This window comes from Streptomyces albidicamelliae (assembly GCF_025642175.1).
In the GTDB taxonomy this organism is placed as follows: domain Bacteria; phylum Actinomycetota; class Actinomycetes; order Streptomycetales; family Streptomycetaceae; genus Streptomyces; species Streptomyces albidocamelliae.
This window is the reverse complement of record NZ_CP106795.1, coordinates 3,788,050-3,806,973: the sequence shown is the minus strand read 5'-3', so window position 1 is coordinate 3,806,973 and position 18,924 is coordinate 3,788,050. Positions and strand designations below refer to the sequence as shown.

At 70.1% G+C, this 18,924-nt stretch carries 18 protein-coding genes and 2 pseudogenes; 17 read left to right on the top strand and 3 right to left on the bottom strand.

The annotated features are described in order from the left end of the window. The first annotated feature begins 28 nt into the window (after window positions 1-28). From N8I86_RS17525 to N8I86_RS17505, 5 genes and pseudogenes are all read left to right on the top strand, one after another. Window positions 29-798, top strand: a pseudogene (locus N8I86_RS17525) (prepilin peptidase). A 71-nt stretch (window positions 799-869) separates the two neighbouring features. Then, complete coding sequence (mqnC, locus tag N8I86_RS17520) at window positions 870-2,084, top strand: cyclic dehypoxanthinyl futalosine synthase (RefSeq protein ID WP_073901850.1); 1,215 nt, start codon at window positions 870-872, stop codon at window positions 2,082-2,084. Window positions 2,085-2,100: 16 nt separating this feature from the next. Further along, on the top strand, window positions 2,101-2,700 hold the full coding sequence (locus tag N8I86_RS17515) for a hypothetical protein (protein WP_263278184.1): 600 nt from the start codon (window positions 2,101-2,103) through the stop codon (window positions 2,698-2,700). A gap of 167 nt (window positions 2,701-2,867) precedes the next feature. Further along, window positions 2,868-3,057 (top strand): annotated as a pseudogene (locus N8I86_RS17510) (acyltransferase family protein); the annotation flags it as partial. Continuing rightward, the gene (locus N8I86_RS17505; protein ID WP_073901852.1) at window positions 3,054-3,749 is read left to right on the top strand and encodes a demethylmenaquinone methyltransferase; all 696 of its coding nucleotides are present in this window, start codon (window positions 3,054-3,056) and stop codon (window positions 3,747-3,749) included. The pseudogene N8I86_RS17510 and the gene N8I86_RS17505, both read left to right, overlap by 4 nt. A gap of 45 nt (window positions 3,750-3,794) precedes the next feature. On the opposite strand, the gene N8I86_RS17500 is transcribed toward N8I86_RS17505, so the two are convergent. Together N8I86_RS17500 and N8I86_RS17495 are read right to left on the bottom strand one after the other, a co-directional pair. After that, a complete protein-coding gene (locus N8I86_RS17500; RefSeq protein WP_107423876.1) occupies window positions 3,795-4,103 on the bottom strand; it encodes a PASTA domain-containing protein in 309 nt (102 codons plus the stop codon). A gap of 109 nt (window positions 4,104-4,212) precedes the next feature. Beyond that, window positions 4,213-4,731, bottom strand: coding sequence for a GNAT family N-acetyltransferase (locus tag N8I86_RS17495; protein ID WP_263278183.1), 519 nt, complete (start codon window positions 4,729-4,731; stop codon window positions 4,213-4,215). Between the two features lie 99 nt (window positions 4,732-4,830). Between N8I86_RS17495 and N8I86_RS17490 the strand changes: the two genes are divergently transcribed. Further along, entirely contained in the window at window positions 4,831-6,114 is a 1,284-nt protein-coding gene (locus N8I86_RS17490) for a geranylgeranyl reductase family protein (protein WP_107423877.1), read from the top strand. A gap of 360 nt (window positions 6,115-6,474) precedes the next feature. Here N8I86_RS17490 and N8I86_RS17485 read toward each other — a convergent pair whose 3' ends face one another. Next, entirely contained in the window at window positions 6,475-7,299 is an 825-nt protein-coding gene (locus N8I86_RS17485; protein WP_093476865.1) for a C40 family peptidase, read from the bottom strand. Between the two features lie 754 nt (window positions 7,300-8,053). On the opposite strand from N8I86_RS17485, the gene N8I86_RS17480 reads away from it, so the two are divergent. From N8I86_RS17480 to nuoK, 11 genes are read left to right on the top strand one after another with little or no spacing between them, the layout of a single operon-like run. Then, on the top strand, window positions 8,054-8,413 hold the full coding sequence (locus N8I86_RS17480) for an NADH-quinone oxidoreductase subunit A (RefSeq protein WP_003992243.1): 360 nt from the start codon (window positions 8,054-8,056) through the stop codon (window positions 8,411-8,413). 13 nt (window positions 8,414-8,426) lie between these two features. After that, entirely contained in the window at window positions 8,427-8,981 is a 555-nt protein-coding gene (locus N8I86_RS17475) for a NuoB/complex I 20 kDa subunit family protein (protein ID WP_030742960.1), read from the top strand. Next, complete coding sequence (locus tag N8I86_RS17470; RefSeq protein WP_073901855.1) at window positions 8,978-9,730, top strand: NADH-quinone oxidoreductase subunit C; 753 nt, start codon at window positions 8,978-8,980, stop codon at window positions 9,728-9,730. The genes N8I86_RS17475 and N8I86_RS17470 overlap by 4 nt, the downstream gene beginning before the upstream one ends. After that, complete coding sequence (locus tag N8I86_RS17465; protein WP_073901856.1) at window positions 9,727-11,067, top strand: NADH-quinone oxidoreductase subunit D; 1,341 nt, start codon at window positions 9,727-9,729, stop codon at window positions 11,065-11,067. The genes N8I86_RS17470 and N8I86_RS17465 overlap by 4 nt, the downstream gene beginning before the upstream one ends. Further along, window positions 11,064-11,930, top strand: a complete 867-nt coding sequence (gene nuoE / locus N8I86_RS17460; protein ID WP_263278181.1) for an NADH-quinone oxidoreductase subunit NuoE — start codon at window positions 11,064-11,066, stop codon at window positions 11,928-11,930. The genes N8I86_RS17465 and nuoE overlap by 4 nt, the downstream gene beginning before the upstream one ends. Continuing rightward, window positions 11,930-13,276 (top strand): NADH-quinone oxidoreductase subunit NuoF, encoded by a 1,347-nt coding sequence (gene nuoF, locus N8I86_RS17455; RefSeq protein ID WP_073901858.1) that lies wholly within the window; start codon window positions 11,930-11,932, stop codon window positions 13,274-13,276. The genes nuoE and nuoF overlap by 1 nt, the downstream gene beginning before the upstream one ends. Continuing rightward, complete coding sequence (locus tag N8I86_RS17450; RefSeq protein WP_263278180.1) at window positions 13,273-15,777, top strand: NADH-quinone oxidoreductase subunit G; 2,505 nt, start codon at window positions 13,273-13,275, stop codon at window positions 15,775-15,777. Before nuoF ends, N8I86_RS17450 begins: the two co-directional genes overlap by 4 nt. Next, complete coding sequence (gene nuoH / locus N8I86_RS17445) at window positions 15,774-17,138, top strand: NADH-quinone oxidoreductase subunit NuoH (RefSeq protein WP_263278179.1); 1,365 nt, start codon at window positions 15,774-15,776, stop codon at window positions 17,136-17,138. The genes N8I86_RS17450 and nuoH overlap by 4 nt, the downstream gene beginning before the upstream one ends. Then, window positions 17,131-17,772: an NADH-quinone oxidoreductase subunit NuoI gene (nuoI, locus tag N8I86_RS17440; RefSeq protein ID WP_123437563.1), complete on the top strand. Its 642-nt coding sequence runs from the start codon at window positions 17,131-17,133 to the stop codon at window positions 17,770-17,772. Before nuoH ends, nuoI begins: the two co-directional genes overlap by 8 nt. Beyond that, entirely contained in the window at window positions 17,769-18,614 is an 846-nt protein-coding gene (locus N8I86_RS17435; RefSeq protein ID WP_123437564.1) for an NADH-quinone oxidoreductase subunit J, read from the top strand. The genes nuoI and N8I86_RS17435 overlap by 4 nt, the downstream gene beginning before the upstream one ends. Continuing rightward, complete coding sequence (nuoK, locus tag N8I86_RS17430) at window positions 18,611-18,910, top strand: NADH-quinone oxidoreductase subunit NuoK (protein WP_073901863.1); 300 nt, start codon at window positions 18,611-18,613, stop codon at window positions 18,908-18,910. Before N8I86_RS17435 ends, nuoK begins: the two co-directional genes overlap by 4 nt. Window positions 18,911-18,924 lie beyond the last annotated feature (14 nt).

The window sequence follows — 18,924 nt, the reverse complement described above, 5'->3', positions numbered from 1 at the left end:
CGCGGATGCCGACGGGAAGCGGGACCGGATGAGCGCGGGCGGGATCACCACGGGCGTACTGGCGCTCGCGGCCGGGGCGTGGGGCGCGCTCGCGGGCACGCTGCTGCCCCGCGCCGCGCACCGGTTCGCCGTGCCGACCGGGGAGCCCTGGCGGGACCGTTGCCCCGGCGGCCACCGGATCCGGGGATGGCTGGGCGGCGCGGGCTGCGGCGCGTGCGCGGACGACGGGGCACCCGCGGGCCCCGGTCCCGGCGGGAGCACCCCTCCGCCGTGCGTCTCGCCACGGCGACCGTCCTCGTCTGCGCGGCGCTCGCCGCCGCCACCGGCACCCGGCCCGAACTGGCCGTCTGGCTGCTGCTCGCCCCCGTCGGGGTACTGCTCGCCGCCGTCGACTTCCGGGTGCAGCGGCTGCCCGACCCGCTCACACTCCCGCTCGCCGCCGCGGCCCTCGCCCTGCTGGGCCTCGCCGCCGTGCTGCCCGAGCACGCCGGCCACTGGCTCACCGCGCTCTACGGCGCCCTCGCGCTCGGCGGCGGCTACTACCTGCTGTACCGGATCAACCCGGCCGGCATGGGCTTCGGCGACGTGAAGCTGGCCGTCGGCATGGGCGCCGTACTCGGCTGGTACGGCTGGCCCACCGTGCTGCTCGGCACGTTCGCCGGGTTCCTGCTCGGCGCCCTCTACGGCGGCGCGCTCGTCGTGGCCCGGCGGGCCGGGCGCAAGTCGGCGATCCCGTTCGGCCCGTTCCTCATGGCGGGGGCCCTCGCCGGACTGCTGATCGGCGCGTACACGGCCTGACGTCCTCGGGGGAAACACGCTGGCGTAGGCTGGTTCGGTCCGTCCAACCCCTTGACGAAAGGGACGCCCCGGTGACCGAGAAGGCCGACCTCACTTCTTCTGATGTCACAGCCGTCCTCGACCGTGCCGCAGCCGGTGGGCGGATCACCCCGGAGGAAGCGCTCGCCCTCTACCGCGACGCCCCGCTGCACGCCCTGGGCGCAGCCGCCGACGCCGTACGCCGCCGCAAGTACGCCGGCACCGAGCACATCGCGACGTACATCATCGAGCGCAACATCAACTACACGAACGTGTGCGTCACCGCGTGCAAGTTCTGCGCGTTCTACGCGGCCCCCAAGGACACCGCGAAGGGCTGGACCCGCGACCTCGACGACATCCTGCGCCGCTGCGCGGAGACCGTCGAGCTGGGCGGCACCCAGATCATGTTCCAGGGCGGTCACCACCCGGACTACGGCGTCGAGTACTACGAGAAGCACTTCAAGGCCATCAAGGACGCCTTCCCGCAGCTGGTGATCCACTCGCTGGGCGCGTCCGAGGTCGAGCACATGGCCCGGATCTCCGGCGTCTCGGTGGAAGAGGCCATCACCCGTATCCACGAGGCCGGCCTGGACTCGTTCGCGGGCGCCGGCGCCGAACTCCTCCCCGAGCGGCCGCGCAAGGCCATCGCCCCGCTGAAGGAGAGCGGCGAGCGATGGCTGGAGATCATGGAGACCGCGCACCGGCTCGGTGTCGAGTCGACCTCCACCATGCTCATGGGCACCGGTGAGACGAACGCCGAACGCATCGAGCACCTGCGGATGATCCGGGACGTACAGGACCGCACGGGCGGCTTCCGCGCGTTCATCCCGTACACCTACCAGCCGGAGAACAACCACCTGAAGGGCCGCACCCAGGCGACCCTCTTCGAGTACCTGCGGATGATCGCGATCGCCCGGCTGTTCATGGACAACATCCAGCACATCCAGGGCTCCTGGCTCACCACCGGCAAGGAGGTCGGCCAGCTCTCGCTGCACTACGGCGCGGACGACCTCGGCTCGATCATGCTGGAGGAGAACGTGGTCTCCTCGGCCGGTGCCAAGCACCGCTCCAACCGCCTGGAGATCATCGACCTGATCCGCAAGGCGGGCCGCGTCCCGGCGCAGCGCGCGACGACGTACGAGCACCTCGTCGTCCACGACGACCCGGCGAACGACCCCGTCGACGACCGCGTGGTCTCCCACATCTCCTCCACGGCGATCGAGGGCGGCACGGCCCACCCCGAGCTGAAGCTGCTGGCGTCCAACTAGGACCGCCGGGCGTCCCGTGCTGACACTTCACGTTGCCGAACAGTCGCCCGAGACGGCGGTGCTGGTCGACGGGGCGTCCGTCGCCGCCGTCGGCCGGTACGAGGAACTGGCCGACGCCGACCCGCGGGCGCGGGTGCGGCGCTGGCCCGGCATCCTGACGCCCGGACTGCTGAACCCTTACGGTCCGGAGCTGCTGGAGGCCACCTACCACCCCGACCCGCGCGAGGCCGGCACCCTCGGTACCGAGCCCATCGGCGGGGAACGGGCGGGGGCGATCTTCCGCGCCGATCCCGCCCGGCTGGGCGCGAGCGCGCGCCGCGGGGTGCAGCGGATGCTGGCGCACGGCACGGTGGCGGTGGCCGGCGAGCTGCGGTCCAGGGTCGTCGTCGACGCCGTGCGCAGGGCCGGACTGGCGGTGGGACAGCGGCCGGACCGTCTGCCGGGCCCGGCGGCGCTGTCCCCGACCCCGCTGATCCTGCTGCCGAGGGTGGTGCCGGGCGGTCCCGCCCGGTTCGCCGTGTTCGACGTCGCGGACCGCGCCGAACTGGTCCGGCGCGGAGCCGGGACCTGCGTGGCGACCGTGATCGGCGGGCGGCTGGTGTACCGCGGCCGCTGACGCCCGGCCCGGCCCGGCCCGGCTGGGCCGGGCCGCCGGCTCAGCCCGCGAAGACCTTCGCGAACGCCCCCGCGTCCTGCTCCACCCCGCTGCGGTCGGTGGCCGCGTCGCCCTGCCCGGACTCGGGCTCCCCGTCCTCGCACGGACGGTCGCGGAAGGTCGCCCGGCTGACCGACCGGTTCTGGCAGGTGCCCGCCTTCGCGGCGTACCTGCCGCTGGACAGCCAGGTTCCTGTTCGGCGTCGGCCGGCTGCTGATCGCCGTCCTGGTCCTGCTGTGCGGGTGGGTGGAGGACGTCGCGGCACGCGGGAAGCCCAGGATCCTGCCGTGGGACCGGGCTGCAACAATGGGCGGGTGACCCGCGCTTCCCTGAACAAGCAGCCGCACGAAGTCGCCTCGATGTTCGACGACGTGGCGGAACGGTACGACCTGACGAACGACGTGCTGTCGCTCGGCCAGGACCGGCGCTGGCGCAAGGAGGTGGCGAAGGCGGTCGACGCGCGCCCCGCGCAGAAGGTCCTCGACCTCGCGGCGGGCACGGCCACCTCCTCGCTGCCCTTCGCGCGGACCGGCGCGTACGTCGTCCCCTGCGACTTCTCCCTCGGGATGCTCCAGGTAGGCAAGAGGAAGCACACCTGGCTGCCGTTCACGGCGGGCGACGCGACGAGACTGCCGTTCAAGGACGACACCTTCGACGCCGTCTCGATCTCCTTCGGCCTGCGCAACGTGCAGGACACGGACGCGGCCCTGCGGGAGATGCACCGGGTGACCCGGCCCGGCGGACGTGTGGTGATCTGCGAGTTCTCGCACCCGACGTGGGCGCCCTTCCGGACCGTCTACACCGAGTACCTGATGCGGGCGCTGCCGCCGGTCGCCCGCAAGGTGTCCTCGAACCCGGACGCCTACGTCTACCTCGCCGAGTCCATCCGCGCCTGGCCCGATCAGCCCGCCCTCGCCGAGAAGCTGCGCAAGGCGGGCTGGTCGAAGGTGGCGTGGCGCAACCTCACCGGCGGAGTGGTCACGCTGCACCGGGGCTTCAAGGAGGCCTGAGCGCGACGGGGGCCCGGGCGGTGCCGACCGGGTCCCGCATGCCGGTCACCTGTTGATCATCTCGAAGGCGTCGCCGGGTTCGCCGAGCTCGCGCTCCATCCCGCCCGTGGGCGGCCGTGGCACGCGTGGCTCGCGCACGCCTCCGCCGCCCTCGCCCTCGCCGAAGTCGAACCACACGTACACCATCGAGTCCGGCGGCACCTCGGCACCGGGCTGCGGATACTGGCGTACGACGTACTCGACGACCGTGCGGTGGAAGTCCGGGCGGTCCGGCGCGTTGAGGAACAGGCCTCTCGCCCGGGCCGTTTCGCGCGCGTCCATGGCCATCAGACCGACCAGACGCGGAACGCGCACTTCGGGTGTTTGCGGTGGTATGCGCACAGATGTCACCCCCAGCGGTACTGGCAGGGTAACTCCCGGGCGCCCCACCCGGAAGGCGCCGGTGTCTTTCTGTAACAGACGACTACTGTGCGTGACCCAGGGGGAGTCGGAAGCAGAGCGCGGGCTCGTTCAGCGTGGGGTGCTCATAGGTCTCCGCGGGCTCCATGCCGAGCCGGCGGGTCACCGCGATCGACCGCTCGTTGCCCGTCCGCACCATGGCCACCACCCCGGGCACCCCGGCCGCCCGCACCCGCGCGAGGGTCTCCCGCGCCGCCGCGGTGACGTATCCCCGGCCCCAGTACGCGCGGCCGAGCCGCCAGCCGATCTCCGTCTCGCCGACCGGGCCCCAGTCGGGCCGCCACGGCTGGGCTCCGGTGAAGCCGATGACGTCCCCGGACTCGTCCAGCAGCGTCCACAGGCAGAAGCCGAGCTCCGCGTCGTGCCGCCGCTGGCGCGCGGTGAGTTCCTCGTAGACCGAGAGCGCCGCGGGCCTGCCGCCGTAGAACTCCATGACCTCGGGGTCGGCGAAGATCCGGTGCCAGGCGACCGCGTCCTCGTGCGTGGGGACGCGCAGCCGTACCGCGGGGAGAGGTCGGTTCACAGGGCAGCCCTTCAGCCGGGTGATCAATTCTGCTGAATAGACTGCCCATGTCCAGTGCCGGTCGGCACACAGATTTCAGAACCTTGGGGAGATCCCGCCGTGACCGAGCCCCTCTCCGAAAACACCGCCGATGTGATCGTCGTGGGCGCGGGGCCAGCCGGCTCCACGACCGCGTACCACCTCGCCAAGGCCGGTCTCGACGTACTGCTCCTGGAGAAGACCGAGTTCCCGCGCGAGAAGGTCTGCGGCGACGGCCTCACCCCGCGCGCGGTCAAGCAGCTCGTCGCCATGGGCATCGACATCTCCGAGGAGGCCGGCTGGCTGCGCAACAAGGGCCTGCGCATCATCGGCGGCGGCAGCCGCCTCCAGCTGGACTGGCCGGATCTCGCCTCCTTCCCGAACTACGGCCTCGTCCGCAAGCGCGACGACTTCGACGAGCAGCTCGCCCGCAACGCCCAGAAGGCCGGCGCCCGCCTCTACGAGCGCTGCAACGTCTCCGGGCCCGTCGTCGACGACCGCACCGGCCGCATCACCGGTGTGACCGCCAAACTCGGCGAGGAGAAGCGCGAGGTCACCTTCCGCGCGCCGCTCGTCGTAGCCGCCGACGGCAACTCCACCCGCCTGTCCCTCGCCATGGGCCTGCACCGCCGCGAGGACCGCCCCATGGGCGTCGCGGTGCGCACGTACTTCACCTCGCCCCGCCACGACGACGACTACCTGGAGTCCTGGCTGGAGCTGTGGGACCGGCGCGGCGCCCAGGACCGCCTGCTGCCCGGCTACGGCTGGATCTTCGGCATGGGCGACGGCACCTCCAACGTCGGCCTCGGCGTCCTCAACACGTCCGCATCCTTCAAGGAGCTGGACTGGCGCGAGATCCTCAAGGCCTGGTGCGCCTCCATGCCGGAGGACTGGGGCTACACCCCGGAGAACATGACCGGCCCCATCCGCGGCGCCGCCCTCCCCATGGCCTTCAACCGCAAGCCGCACTACACCAAGGGCCTGCTCCTCGTCGGTGACGCCGGCGGCCTGGTGAACCCCTTCAACGGCGAGGGCATCGCCTATGCCATGGAGTCCGGCCAGCTCGCCGCCGACGTCATCGTGCAGGCCCACGCGCGGGCCACGCCCGCCCAGCGCGAGATCGCCCTCCAGCGCTACCCGCGCGTCCTCAGCGACACCTACGGCGGCTACTACAACCTGGGCCGCGCCTTCGTGAAGCTCATCGGCAACCCGAAGGTCATGCAGATCGCCACCCAGCGCGGCCTGACCCACCCGGTGCTGATGAAGTTCACCCTGAAGCTGCTCGCCAACCTCACCGACCCCACGGGCGGCGACGCGATGGACCGCATCATCAACGGCCTGAGCAAGGTGGCCCCGAAGGCCTGAGAGGGCGCCCTGCGGGGCGCCGAGAGGCGCCCGGCGGGCACGGGTGAAGCGCCGAGGGAAAGCGCGTAGAGAAAGAGCTGAGAGAAGCCGCGTCGGCGGCCCGGCGGGACGAGGTGTCCGCCGGGCCGCCGTTTGCGGTGATGCGCCCTATTTCCGCCGGACCGCTCGCCTGTCGGCGGGTCAGGTCTCACCCGCCCGGCCGGCCGGACCGGTTGACGAGGTGTCCGACATGCCGGACACCGCCTCCGTCACGGCAGTCGTCCCTGTACGGGACGCTGGTGCGAGCGCCGTGGGAACGACGCAAGGGCCGCTGCCCCCGAGCGGCTGCGGCCCTGTGCGCGTGAGAGGCGCCTGGTGCGGTCAGAGCACCCGCACGGCCCCGGTGGGCGGGTCGTACGACAGCGGCTTCTCCGCGACGCCGGTGGAGGGGTTCTGCGCGCCGACGAACATGCCGTCGCCGACGTACACCGCCACGTGGTACGCGCTGCCCGCGCTGCCCCAGTAGAGGATGTCACCCGGCTGCAGGTTGCTCAGCGAGACCTGGGTGCCGGCCGTCGACTGGTCCTGCGAGACACGCGGCAGGCTGATGCCGACCTGCTTGAAGGCCGTCTGCACCAGGCCGGAGCAGTCGTAGGCGGAGGGACCGGTGGCACCGGACACGTACGCCTTGCCGACCTGCGCCTTGACGAAGCTGATGACCGCGGCGGCCGAACCGGTGGCCGTGGACGTGCCGGTGGACGTGGACGTGGAGGTCGAGCCGGCGTCCGCCGTGGTGGAGAGCGTGGTGCGCTCGGCGTTGCGGGAGGCGCGGGCGGCGGCCTCCTTGCGAGCGGCCTCCTCGGCCTTCTTCTTGGCCGCGGCCGCCTTCTGCTTGGCCTCGGCGAGGTCCGACTTGGCCTGCTTGGCGGCCTTTGCGGCGGCCGCGTCGCGCTCGGCCTGCAGCTGGTAGTTAGCGGCGGCCTGCTGGGTCGCGTCCGCGGACTGCGCGGCCTGGGCGGCCAGGTCCGCCGTCAGGGTGGGCAGTTCGAGGGTCTGCGTCACCGGCTCGGCTGCGTTCGCCGAACCGGCTGCCCCGGCGACTGCCAGGGTGCCGAGGACGCCACCGGCAACTCCGGCCCGCATCGCGAGGGTGGACGCGCTGCGGCGGGGCTTCCGGTGGCTGCGTATGTGAGCGGTGTGGGACATGGGAACAACCGGTACCAGGGGCTCCTTCATATCTTCAAGAAACGTGTGGTGCGCCACAATTGCTCAACGGAAGCCCCGAATCCCGGGCGTGTCGCTCTTTATTGACGCCGTAACGGACATTGCGGACGCCTGTGATCAAGCCCTTGATCACGGTCTTTGATCATTAAGTCCGAATTGCCCCGCGCCTACCACCGGTTGGAGTGGTTGGCCAAGCCCGGTTCTCAGGGATCTCTCATCGATGTGGCGGAGGTCACGGAACGGCCACCGGAAGGGCTGCGTCCGCCGCGCGTGGAGCTCGTGAACGCATGCACGCGCCGAGACGGTGTGGCGGCAGCGTCCACATCGCACCCCCGGCCTCCCTCTGATGTGTGAACGCGATCCACTATCAGGCCCTCCCCTCCAGCACCAATTTGCATGCAGCGGAAGTCTCTTGATATGGAGACGCCCCCTCCGGCCTGCGACGACGCACAAAAATGTCACTTCTGGTGATCAACTGAACGCTTCGCGTATGAAGATCACTCATCATCCGACTTCATGATCCTTCGTCAGGTGGTGGAGATCACAAAGCTTGTGGAATACCCCGTGTCGCAGATCACAGAGCGGCGGGCATAAGATGCGAGGCAGTTGGGCTTGTGACCTGCTTCACATGTTCTCGATCTTCGCCGGGACGAGCGGGGTTCGTGGGACCGGTGAGGCGGAAGTGAGCCCAGTGCAACCGCCAGCAGTCAGCGCCGACTGAGAGGAGCGAGGAGCGGTGAACGCGTATGCGCCCATCCTCGTACTGGGAGCCCTCGGGGCAGGCTTTGCGATCTTCTCCGTGGTCATGGCCACGCTGATCGGTCCGAAGCGGTACAACCGCGCCAAGCTCGAGGCCTACGAGTGCGGTATCGAGCCGACCCCCACGCCGGCCGGCGGCGGGCGCTTCCCCATCAAGTACTACCTGACGGCGATGCTCTTCATCGTCTTCGACATCGAGATCGTCTTCCTCTACCCCTGGGCCGTCACCTTCGACGCCCTGGGGATCTTCGGGCTCGTGGAGATGCTGCTCTTCGTGCTCACCGTCTTCGTGGCGTACGCGTACGTATGGCGGCGCGGCGGCCTGGAATGGGACTGAGGGGCCTTTTGACATGGGACTCGAAGAAAAACTGCCGAGCGGATTCCTGCTGACCACCGTCGAGCAGGCCGCGGGCTGGGTGCGCAAGGCGTCCGTCTTCCCGGCGACCTTCGGCCTCGCCTGCTGTGCCATCGAGATGATGACCACGGGCGCCGGCCGATACGACCTGGCCCGCTTCGGCATGGAGGTCTTCCGCGGCTCGCCGCGCCAGGCCGACCTGATGATCGTGGCCGGCCGGGTCAGCCAGAAGATGGCGCCGGTCCTGAGGCAGGTCTACGACCAGATGCCCAGCCCGAAGTGGGTGATCTCCATGGGCGTCTGCGCCTCCTCGGGCGGCATGTTCAACAACTACGCGATCGTCCAGGGCGTCGACCACATCGTCCCGGTCGACATCTACCTGCCCGGCTGCCCGCCGCGCCCCGAGATGCTGATGGACGCGATCCTCAAGCTCCACCAGAAGATCCAGTCCTCCAAGCTCGGCGTCAACGCCGAGGAAGCGGCCCGCGAGGCGGAGGAGGCGGCGCTCAAGGCCCTGCCCACGATCGAGATGAAGGGGCTGCTGCGGTGAGCGACGCGAACGGCACCAACGGCGCGAACGGGGTGAACCCCGAGAAGGACCTCGCCGCCTCCAACCTCCCCGGCCAGCGCGGCCAGGGCGGCGAGGAGATCCGCGTCCAGCGCGGCATGTTCGGCGCCAACAACGGCGGCGACACCTCCGGCTACGGCGGCCTGGTGCGCTCGGTCCGGCTCCCCGGACCGGCGAGCCGCCCCTACGGCGGCTGGTTCGACGAGGTCGCCGACGAACTCGAGGGCGCCCTGGAGGAGCAGGGACTCCTCCCCGGCAACGCCATCGAGAAGACGGTCGTCGACCGGGACGAGCTGACCTTCCACATCGAGCGTGAGCACCTGGTCCGCGTCGCTCACACCCTGCGCGACGACCCGGCCCTGCGCTTCGAGCTGTGCACCGGGGTCAGCGGCGTCCACTACCCCGAGGACAAGGGCCGCGAGCTGCACGCCGTCTACCACCTGCGCTCGATCACCCACAACCGGCTCGTCCGCCTGGAAGTCAGCGCCCCCGACAGCGACCCGCGCATCCCGTCCCTGGTCTCCGTCTACCCGACCAACGACTGGCACGAGCGCGAGACCTACGACTTCTTCGGAATCGTCTTCGACGGCCACCCGGCCCTGACGCGGATCATGATGCCGGACGACTGGCAGGGCCACCCGCAGCGCAAGGACTACCCCCTCGGCGGCATCCCCGTCGAGTACAAGGGCGCCCAGATCCCGGCTCCGGACCAGCGGAGGTCGTACTCGTGAGCACGCAGTCAGCATCCGGCGCTTCGGCCGCCGAGGCGCGCGAGACCACCGAGGGCACCGTATATACGGTCACCGGTGGCGACTGGGACGAGGTCGTCCAGTCCGCGGCGCGCGCCGACGACGAACGCATCGTCGTCAACATGGGTCCCCAGCACCCGTCCACCCATGGGGTGCTCCGCCTGATCCTTGAGATCGAGGGCGAGACCGTCACCGAGGCCCGCTGCGGCATCGGCTACCTCCACACCGGCATCGAGAAGAACCTCGAGTTCCGCACGTGGACGCAGGGCACCACCTTCGTCACGCGCATGGACTACCTGACGTCCTTCTTCAACGAGACCGCCTACTGCCTCGCCGTCGAGAAGCTCCTCGGCATCGAGGACCAGGTCACCGACCGCGCCACGCTCATCCGGGTGCTCCTGATGGAGCTGAACCGGATGTCCTCCCACCTGGTGTGCATCGCCACCGGCGGCATGGAACTGGGCGCCACCACGATCATGATCTACGGCTTCCGCGATCGTGAAATGATTCTCGACCTCTACGAGCTCATCACGGGCCTGCGGATGAACCACGCGTACATCCGCCCCGGCGGACTCGCCCAGGACCTGCCGCCCGGCGCGGTGGACCAGATCCGCGAGTTCGTGAAGAAGATGAAGAAGAACCTCCCGGAGTACGACAAGCTCGCCACCGGGAACCCCATCTTCAAGGCCCGCATGCAGGACGTCGGCCACCTCGACCTGGCCGGCTGCATGGCCCTCGGCGCGACGGGCCCGATCCTGCGCTCCACCGGCCTGCCGCACGACCTGCGCAAGGCCCAGCCGTACTGCGGCTACGAGACGTACGACTTCGACGTCCCGACCGCCGACAGCTGCGACTCCTACGGCCGCTTCCTGATCCGCCTGGAGGAGATGCGCCAGTCGCTGCGGATCATCGAGCAGTGCCTGGACCGGCTCCAGCCCGGACCGGTCATGGTCGCCGACAAGAAGATCGCCTGGCCCGCCCAGCTCGCCCTGGGACCCGACGGGCTCGGCAACTCCCTCGACCACATCAAGAAGATCATGGGCACCTCCATGGAGGCCCTGATCCACCACTTCAAGCTGGTCACCGAGGGCTTCCGCGTGCCGCCGGGACAGGCGTACGCGGCCGTCGAGTCGCCCAAGGGCGAGCTCGGGGTGCACGCCGTCTCCGACGGAGGCACCCGCCCCTACCGGGTCCACTTCCGTGACCCGTCCTTCACCAACCTGCAGGCCATGGCGGCGATGTGCGAGGGCGGCCAGGTCGCCGACGTCATCGTCGCCGTCGCGTCCATCGACCCCGTGATGGGAGGCGTCGACCGGTGACCACCTCTTCTTCGGAGCGGGGCGTCAGCCTGGGCATGCCCCAACTGCCCGCCCCCGCGTACCCGGACGACGTCCGGGCCCAGCTGGAGACGGACGCACGCGACGTGATCGCGCGCTACCCCGACTCCCGGTCCGCCCTGCTGCCGCTGCTCCACCTCGTGCAGTCCGAGGAGGGCCACGTCACGCGCACCGGAATGCAGTTCTGCGCGGACATGCTGGACCTGACCACGGCCGAGGTCACCGCCGTCGCCACCTTCTACACCATGTACCGGCGCAAGCCCTCCGGTGACTACCAGGTCGGCGTCTGCACCAACACGCTGTGCGCGGTGATGGGCGGCGACGCGATCTTCGAGACCCTGCAGGAGCACCTGGGCGTCGGCAACGGCGAGACCACCGACGACGGCAAGGTCACCCTGGAGCACATCGAGTGCAACGCGGCCTGCGACTTCGCACCGGTCGTGATGGTCAACTGGGAGTTCTTCGACAACCAGACGCCGGGCAGCGCCAAGCACCTGGTCGACGACCTGCGGGCGGGCCGCCCCGTGCAGCCCACGCGCGGGGCGCGGCTGTGCACCTTCAAGGAGACCGCGCGAATCCTGGCCGGCTTCCCCGACGAGCGGCCCGGGGCCGTCGAGGAGGGCGGCAGTGCGGGACCCGCTTCGCTGGTGGGCCTTCGCCTGGCAAGGGGAGAGGCCGCACCCGCGCGCGTGGTCCATCCGCGCGGAGGTCCGCATGGGGATCCGCAGGACAGGGTGCACCAGCCGTCGCCGGCCGAGCACCTCAGCTCCCATGACGCGCCGCAGGACACATCGGCCTCCGACCCCGCCCACCCGGCAGGGCCTACCGCCGAGGAGGGGGAGTGATGACCGTGGTACCCGAGGTCAAGGACACGAGCCCGGAGAAGCTGCTCGCACCCGTGCTGTCGGCCTTCTGGGACGAGGACCGGGCCTGGAGCCTGGACGTCTACCGGAGGCACGAGGGGTACGAGGGGCTCCGCAAGGCACTCGCCATGTCACCGGACGACCTGATCGCGTACGTCAAGGACTCCGGGCTGCGAGGCCGCGGCGGCGCGGGATTCCCGACCGGAATGAAATGGCAGTTCATTCCGCAGGGTGATGGAAAACCGCACTATCTAGTTGTCAACGCCGACGAATCGGAACCCGGGACGTGCAAGGACATCCCGCTCCTCTTCGCGAACCCGCACAGCCTCATCGAGGGCATCGTGATCGCGTGTTACGCCATCAGGTCGTCGCATGCCTTCATCTATCTGCGTGGTGAAGTCGTCCCCGTTCTGCGGCGGTTGCACGAGGCCGTGCGCGAGGCCTACGCGGCCGGCTACCTCGGCGAGAACATCCTGGGCAGCGGACTCGACCTCGAACTCACCGTGCACGCGGGCGCGGGCGCGTACATCTGCGGTGAGGAGACCGCACTGCTCGACTCGCTCGAAGGCCGCCGTGGTCAACCGCGGCTCCGTCCCCCCTTCCCAGCCGTCGAAGGGCTCTATGCCTGCCCGACTGTTGTGAACAACGTCGAGTCGATCGCGTCGGTTCCCGCCATCCTGAAAAACGGGAAAGACTGGTTCAGGTCGATGGGCAGCGAGAAGTCCCCCGGCTTCACCCTCTACTCGCTCAGCGGCCACGTCGCGAGCCCCGGCCAGTACGAGGCCCCGCTCGGCATCACGCTCCGCCAGCTCCTCGACATGAGCGGCGGCATGCGGTCCGGGCACCGCCTCAAGTTCTGGACGCCCGGCGGTTCCTCGACGCCGATGTTCACCGACGAGCACCTCGACGTCCCCCTCGACTACGAAGGCGTCGGCGCCGCCGGATCCATGCTCGGCACCAAGGCCCTGCAGTGCTTCGACGAGACGACCTGCGTGGTGCGGGCGGTGACCCGCTGGACCGAGTTCTACGCCCACGAGTCCTGCGGCAAGTGCACCCCCTGCCGTGAGGGCACGTACTGGCTGGTGCAGCTGCTGCGGGACATCGAGGCCGGCAAGGGCGTCATGTCCGACCTCGACAAGCTGAACGACATCGCCGACAACATCAACGGCAAGTCCTTCTGCGCGCTCGGCGACGGCGCGGCCTCACCCATCTTCTCCTCGCTGAAGTACTTCCGCGAGGAGTACGAGCAGCACATCACGGGCCGGGGCTGCCCCTTCGACCCGGCCAAGTCGACGGCCTGGGCGGACCGCCCGGAGGTGAACGCATGACCGTGACCACCAGTGCTCCCTCCGGAGGGGGAGAGGCGGCGGTCCCGCCGGAGGACCTCGTCACGCTGACGATCGACGGCGCCGAGATCAGCGTGCCCAAGGGCACCCTGGTCATCCGGGCCGCCGAGCAGCTCGGCATCGAGATCCCGCGGTTCTGCGACCACCCCCTGCTGGACCCGGCCGGCGCCTGCCGCCAGTGCATCGTCGAGGTCGAGGGGCAGCGCAAGCCCATGGCGTCCTGCACGATCACGTGCACCGACGGCATGGTCGTCAAGACCCACCTCACCTCGCCGGTCGCCGAGAAGGCCCAGCACGGGGTGATGGAACTGCTCCTCATCAACCACCCGCTGGACTGCCCGGTCTGCGACAAGGGCGGCGAGTGCCCCCTGCAGAACCAGGCCATGTCCCACGGCAACGCCGAGTCCCGCTTCGAGGGCAAGAAGCGCACCTACGAGAAGCCCGTACCGATCTCCACCCAGGTGCTCCTCGACCGCGAGCGGTGCGTGCTGTGCGCCCGCTGCACCCGCTTCTCCAGCCAGGTCGCCGGCGACCCGATGATCGAACTGGTCGAGCGGGGCGCGCTCCAGCAGGTCGGCACCGGCGAGGGCGACCCGTTCGAGTCGTACTTCTCCGGCAACACCATCCAGATCTGCCCGGTCGGCGCCCTGACCTCGGCGGCCTACCGGTTCCGCTCCCGCCCCTTCGACCTCATCTCCTCGCCGTCGGTCTGCGAACACTGCTCGGGCGGCTGCGCCACCCGCACCGACCACCGGCGCGGCAAGGTCATGCGACGGCTCGCGGCCAACGACCCCGAGGTCAACGAGGAGTGGATCTGCGACAAGGGACGCTTCGCGTTCCGGTACGCGCAGCAGAGGGACCGCCTCGACACCCCACTGGTCCGCAACGCCGACGGCGTCCTGGAGCCCGCCTCCTGGCCCGAGGCGCTGGAGGCGGCCGCACGCGGACTGACCGCCGCCCGCTCCCGGGCCGGCGTCCTCACCGGCGGCCGGCTGACCGTCGAGGACGCCTACGCCTACAGCAAGTTCGCGCGCGTGGCACTCGACACGAACGACATCGACTTCCGCGCGCGCGTGCACAGCGGCGAGGAGGCCGACTTCCTCGCGGCCCACGTGGCGGGCCGCGGCCGCGACCTCGACGGCAGCGGCGTCACGTACACCGCCCTGGAGAAGGCGCCCGCCGTCCTCCTCGTCGGCTTCGAGTCGGAGGAGGAGGCACCCGGCGTCTTCCTGCGGCTGCGCAAGGCCTGGCGCAAGCACAAGCAGCAAGTGTTCTCGCTGGCCACCCACGCGACCCGGGGTCTGCAGAAGACCGGCGGCACCCTGCTGCCGGCCGCGCCGGGCACCGAGACCGAATGGCTGGACGCCCTCGCGAGCGGCGTCGGCCTGGAGGAGCCCGGCACCATGGCCGCCGAGGCGCTGCGCGCCGAGGGCGCGGTCATCGTCGTCGGCGAACGGCTCTCCTCCGTCGCGGGCGGCCTCACCGCCGCCGTACGCGCGGCCACCGCGACCGGCGCCCAGCTGGTGTGGATCCCGCGCCGGGCCGGAGAACGCGGCGCCGTCGAGGTGGGCGCGCTGCCGTCGCTGCTGCCGGGCGGCCGCCCGGCCACCGACCCGCGCGCGCGGGACGAGGTCGCCGCGGTCTGGGGGCTAGCCGAACTCCCGCACCGCTACGGCCGCGACACCCACCAGATCGTCGAGGCCGCCGCGAACGGCGAACTCTCGGCACTCGTGGTCGCCGGCGTCGAGGTCACCGACCTGCCCGACCCGGCACGCGCGCGTGCCGCGCTCGCGGACGTCGGCTTCCTGGTGTCGCTGGAGCTGCGGCCCAGCGAGGTCACCGAACACGCCGACGTCGTCCTGCCGGTCGCGGCGGTCGCCGAGAAGGCCGGCACCTTCCTCAACTGGGAGGGCAGGGTGCGCTTCTTCGAGGCCGCGCTCAAGCCCGACCAGATGACCCGCCGCCTCGCGCCGACCGACGCGCGCGTGCTGCAGATGCTGGCCGACGCCATGGACGTCCACCTGGGCCTGCCCGATCTGCGCACCACGCGCGCGGAGATCGACCGGCTCGGCTCCTGGGGCGGCCCGCGCGCCACCGCGCCCTTCGAGACCGCGGGCGTCCTGCCCCGCCCCGCCGCGGGCGAGGCGGTCCTCGCCGGACACCGGCTGCTGCTCGACCACGGTGTCCTGCAGGAGGGCGACGAGGCACTCGCCGGAACCCGGCACGCCGCACGCGCGCGCGTGTCGGCCGCGACGGCCGCCGAGGCGGGCGTCGCGGAGGGCGAGGCCCTCACCGTCACCGGTCCCGAAGGCACGGTCCGACTCCCGGTGCAGATCACCGAGATGCCCGACCGGGTGGTGTGGCTCCCGCTGAACTCCGTCGACGCGGGCGTCGCGTCCGGCACCGGCGCACAACCCGGATCCCTCGTCCGCATCGGCCCGGCGGCTGTCGCCGAAGAGGCCCCCAAGGAGGTGGAGGCATGAGCCCGTACCTCGCCGCTGAAGACCTCTCGATGTTCGGCCGCGACCCCTGGTGGCTGGTCCTCGTCAAGGCGGTCTTCTGCTTCGCCTTCCAGATGGTGACCGTGCTGTTCTCCATCGTCTGGGAACGCAAGGTCGTCGCCTGGATGCAGCTGCGCATCGGCCCCAACCGGCACGGCCCCTGGGGCATGCTCCAGTCGCTCGCCGACGGTGTGAAGCTGATGCTCAAGGAAGACATCATCGTCAAGCGCGCGGACAAGGTCGTCTACGTCCTCGCACCGATCGTCGCGGCCATCCCGGCCTTCATGGCGATCGCGGTGATCCCCTTCGGGCCGGCCGACAACGAGATCTCGATCTTCGGCACACGCACCACGATGCAGCTCACCGACCTGCCGATCGCGATGCTCTACATCCTCGCGGTCGCCTCCGTCGGCATCTACGGCATCGTGCTGGCGGGTTGGAGTTCCGGATCCACCTACCCGCTCCTCGGCGGCCTGCGCTCCTGCGCGCAGATGATCTCGTACGAGATCGCCATGGGCGCCGCGTTCGCCTCCGTGTTCCTGTACTCGGGGTCGATGTCGACGTCCACGATCGTCGAGCAGCAGCACGACCGCTGGTACATCCTGCTGCTGCCGGTCTCCTTCATCCTCTACGTCGTCACGATGGTCGGCGAGACCAACCGCGCCCCCTTCGACATGCCGGAGTCCGAGGGCGACCTCGTCGGCGGCTTCAACACCGAGTACTCGTCGATCAAGTTCGCGATGTTCATGCTCGCCGAGTACGTGAACATGGTGACGGTCTCGGCCGTCTCGACCACCCTCTTCCTCGGCGGCTGGCGCGCCCCCTGGCCGATCAGCAGCTTCTGGGAGGGCGCGAACCACGGCTGGTGGCCGCTGCTCTGGTTCGTCGTCAAGGTCCAGCTGCTGCTGTTCTTCTTCATCTGGCTGCGCGGCACCCTGCCCCGCGTCCGCTACGACCAGCTGATGAAGCTCGGCTGGAAGGTGCTCATCCCGGTCTCGGTGACCTGGCTGATGCTGGTCGCGACCGTGCGCGCGCTGCGCAACGAGAACTACGACTTCGCCGACATCGCCCTCTACGTCGGCGGCGGTGTCCTCGCCCTGCTGCTGATCTCCTTCGTCGCCGACATGTTCCGCGACAAGGGCAGGGCGGCCGAGGAGGCCGCCACCCAGCAGGCCGGCTTCGACCCGATGGCGGGCGGATTCCCCGTCCCGCCGCTGCCCGGACAGGAGCTGCCGCCGGTGCCCAGGCGCCGCTCGCACCGTGACCGCGAGCTGATTGTCAGTGGCGGGCCGGACACTGTCAGTGACGGACCTACGGATGGAAAGGAGGCGTCCGATGGCTGAGGAACCCAAGGAGACCAAGCCCGGTTTCCAGAACCCCGTCGCCGGCTTCGGCGTGACCTTCAAGGCCATGTTCAAGAAGCGGCTGACCGAGCAGTACCCGGAGCAGAAGAAGACCACGGCTCCGCGGTTCCACGGACGGCACCAGCTCAACCGCCATCCGGACGGACTGGAGAAGTGCGTCGGCTGCGAGCTGTGCGCCTGGGCCTGCCCCGCCGACGCCATCTACGTGGAGGGCGCGGACAACACCGACGAGGAGCGCTACTCGCCGGGCGAGCGGTACGGCCGCGTCTACCAGATCAACTACGCCCGCTGCATCCTGTGCGGGCTGTGCATCGAGGCGTGCCCCACGCGCGCGCTGACGATGACCAACGAGTTCGAGCTGGCCGACTCCAGCCGCGCGAACCTCATCTACACCAAGGAGCAGCTGCTCGCCGGCCTCGAGGAGGGCATGGTCGACACGCCCCACTCGATCTTCCCGGGGACGGACGAACAGGACTACTACCGGGGCCTGGTGACGCAGGCCGCGCCCGGTACGGTCCGGCAGGTCGCCCTCTCCAAGGGAGAGGTCCCGCAGGAGGCCGCGTCCACCTTCGGCGAGGACGAGCCGGCCTCCGGGAAGGTGATCGGCCGATGAACGCGACGCAGCTCGCCGCCTACACCACCTCCACCGGTGAGGCATTCCAGTTCTGGGTCCTCGGCACCGTCGCGGTGATCGGCGCCCTGTGCACCGTCTTCATGAAGAAGGCCGTGCACAGCGCGCTCTGCCTGGCCGGCACCATGATCGTCCTGGCGGTGTTCTACCTCGCCAACGGCGCCTACTTCCTGGGGATCGTGCAGATCGTCGTCTACACCGGCGCGATCATGATGCTGTTCCTGTTCGTGGTGATGCTCGTCGGCGTCACGGCCGCGGACTCCCTCAAGGAGACCATCAAGGGCCAGCGCTGGCTGGCCCTTCTCTGCGGGGTCGGCTTCGGCGTCCTGCTGTTCGCCGGCATCGCGAACGCCTCCCTGAAGGACTTCGACGGCATCGGCGGGGCGAACGCCAACGGCAACGTGGAAGGCCTCGCGGCCCTCATCTTCACCAAATACGTGTTCGCCTTCGAAATCACCGGCGCCCTGCTGATCACGGCCGCCGTCGGCGCCATGGTGCTCACCCACCGCGAACGCACCGAGCGCGCCAAGACCCAGCGCGAGCTGGCCGAACAGCGCATCCGCGAGGGCGTGCACATCCCGCCGCTGCCCGCCCCCGGTGTCTACGCCCGGCACAACGCCGTGGACATCGCGGGCCTGCTGCCCGACGGCACCACGTCCGAGCTGACCGTCAGCAAGACGCTGCGCGAGCGCGGCCAGATCCGTGACGTGTCCACCGAGGCGCTCAACGACCTGAAGGCGCTGGAGCAGCGCGCGGAGGAGCGCCTGGAGCGCCGGGCGGTCGAACCGGCCACGTTCAAGAGGTCCGAGGAGGCGTCGAAGTGAACCCGGTCAACTACCTCTACCTCGCCGCCCTGCTGTTCACGATCGGCGCGACGGGCGTACTGATCCGGCGCAACGCCATCGTGGTCTTCATGTGCATCGAGCTGATGCTGAACGCCTGCAACCTCGCGTTCGTCGTCTTCTCCCGGATGCACGGCAACCTCGACGGCCAGATCATCGCGTTCTTCACGATGGTCGTCGCCGCCGCGGAGGTCGTGGTGGGCCTCGCGATCATCGTGTCGCTGTTCCGCACCCGCCACTCGGCCTCGGTCGACGACGCCAGCCTGATGAAGCTGTAAGGGGTCGGAAGAAT

Coding starts and splice junctions, on each gene's coding strand:
- nuoH (WP_263278179.1), top strand. CDS start 15,774: ATGAGCCCGTACCTCGCCGCTGAAGACCTCTCGATGTTCGGCCGCGAC.
- N8I86_RS17435 (WP_123437564.1), top strand. CDS start 17,769: ATGAACGCGACGCAGCTCGCCGCCTACACCACCTCCACCGGTGAGGCA.
- N8I86_RS17485 (WP_093476865.1), bottom strand. CDS start 7,299: ATGTCCCACACCGCTCACATACGCAGCCACCGGAAGCCCCGCCGCAGC.
- N8I86_RS17475 (WP_030742960.1), top strand. CDS start 8,427: ATGGGACTCGAAGAAAAACTGCCGAGCGGATTCCTGCTGACCACCGTC.
- nuoF (WP_073901858.1), top strand. CDS start 11,930: ATGACCGTGGTACCCGAGGTCAAGGACACGAGCCCGGAGAAGCTGCTC.
- nuoI (WP_123437563.1), top strand. CDS start 17,131: ATGGCTGAGGAACCCAAGGAGACCAAGCCCGGTTTCCAGAACCCCGTC.
- N8I86_RS17450 (WP_263278180.1), top strand. CDS start 13,273: ATGACCGTGACCACCAGTGCTCCCTCCGGAGGGGGAGAGGCGGCGGTC.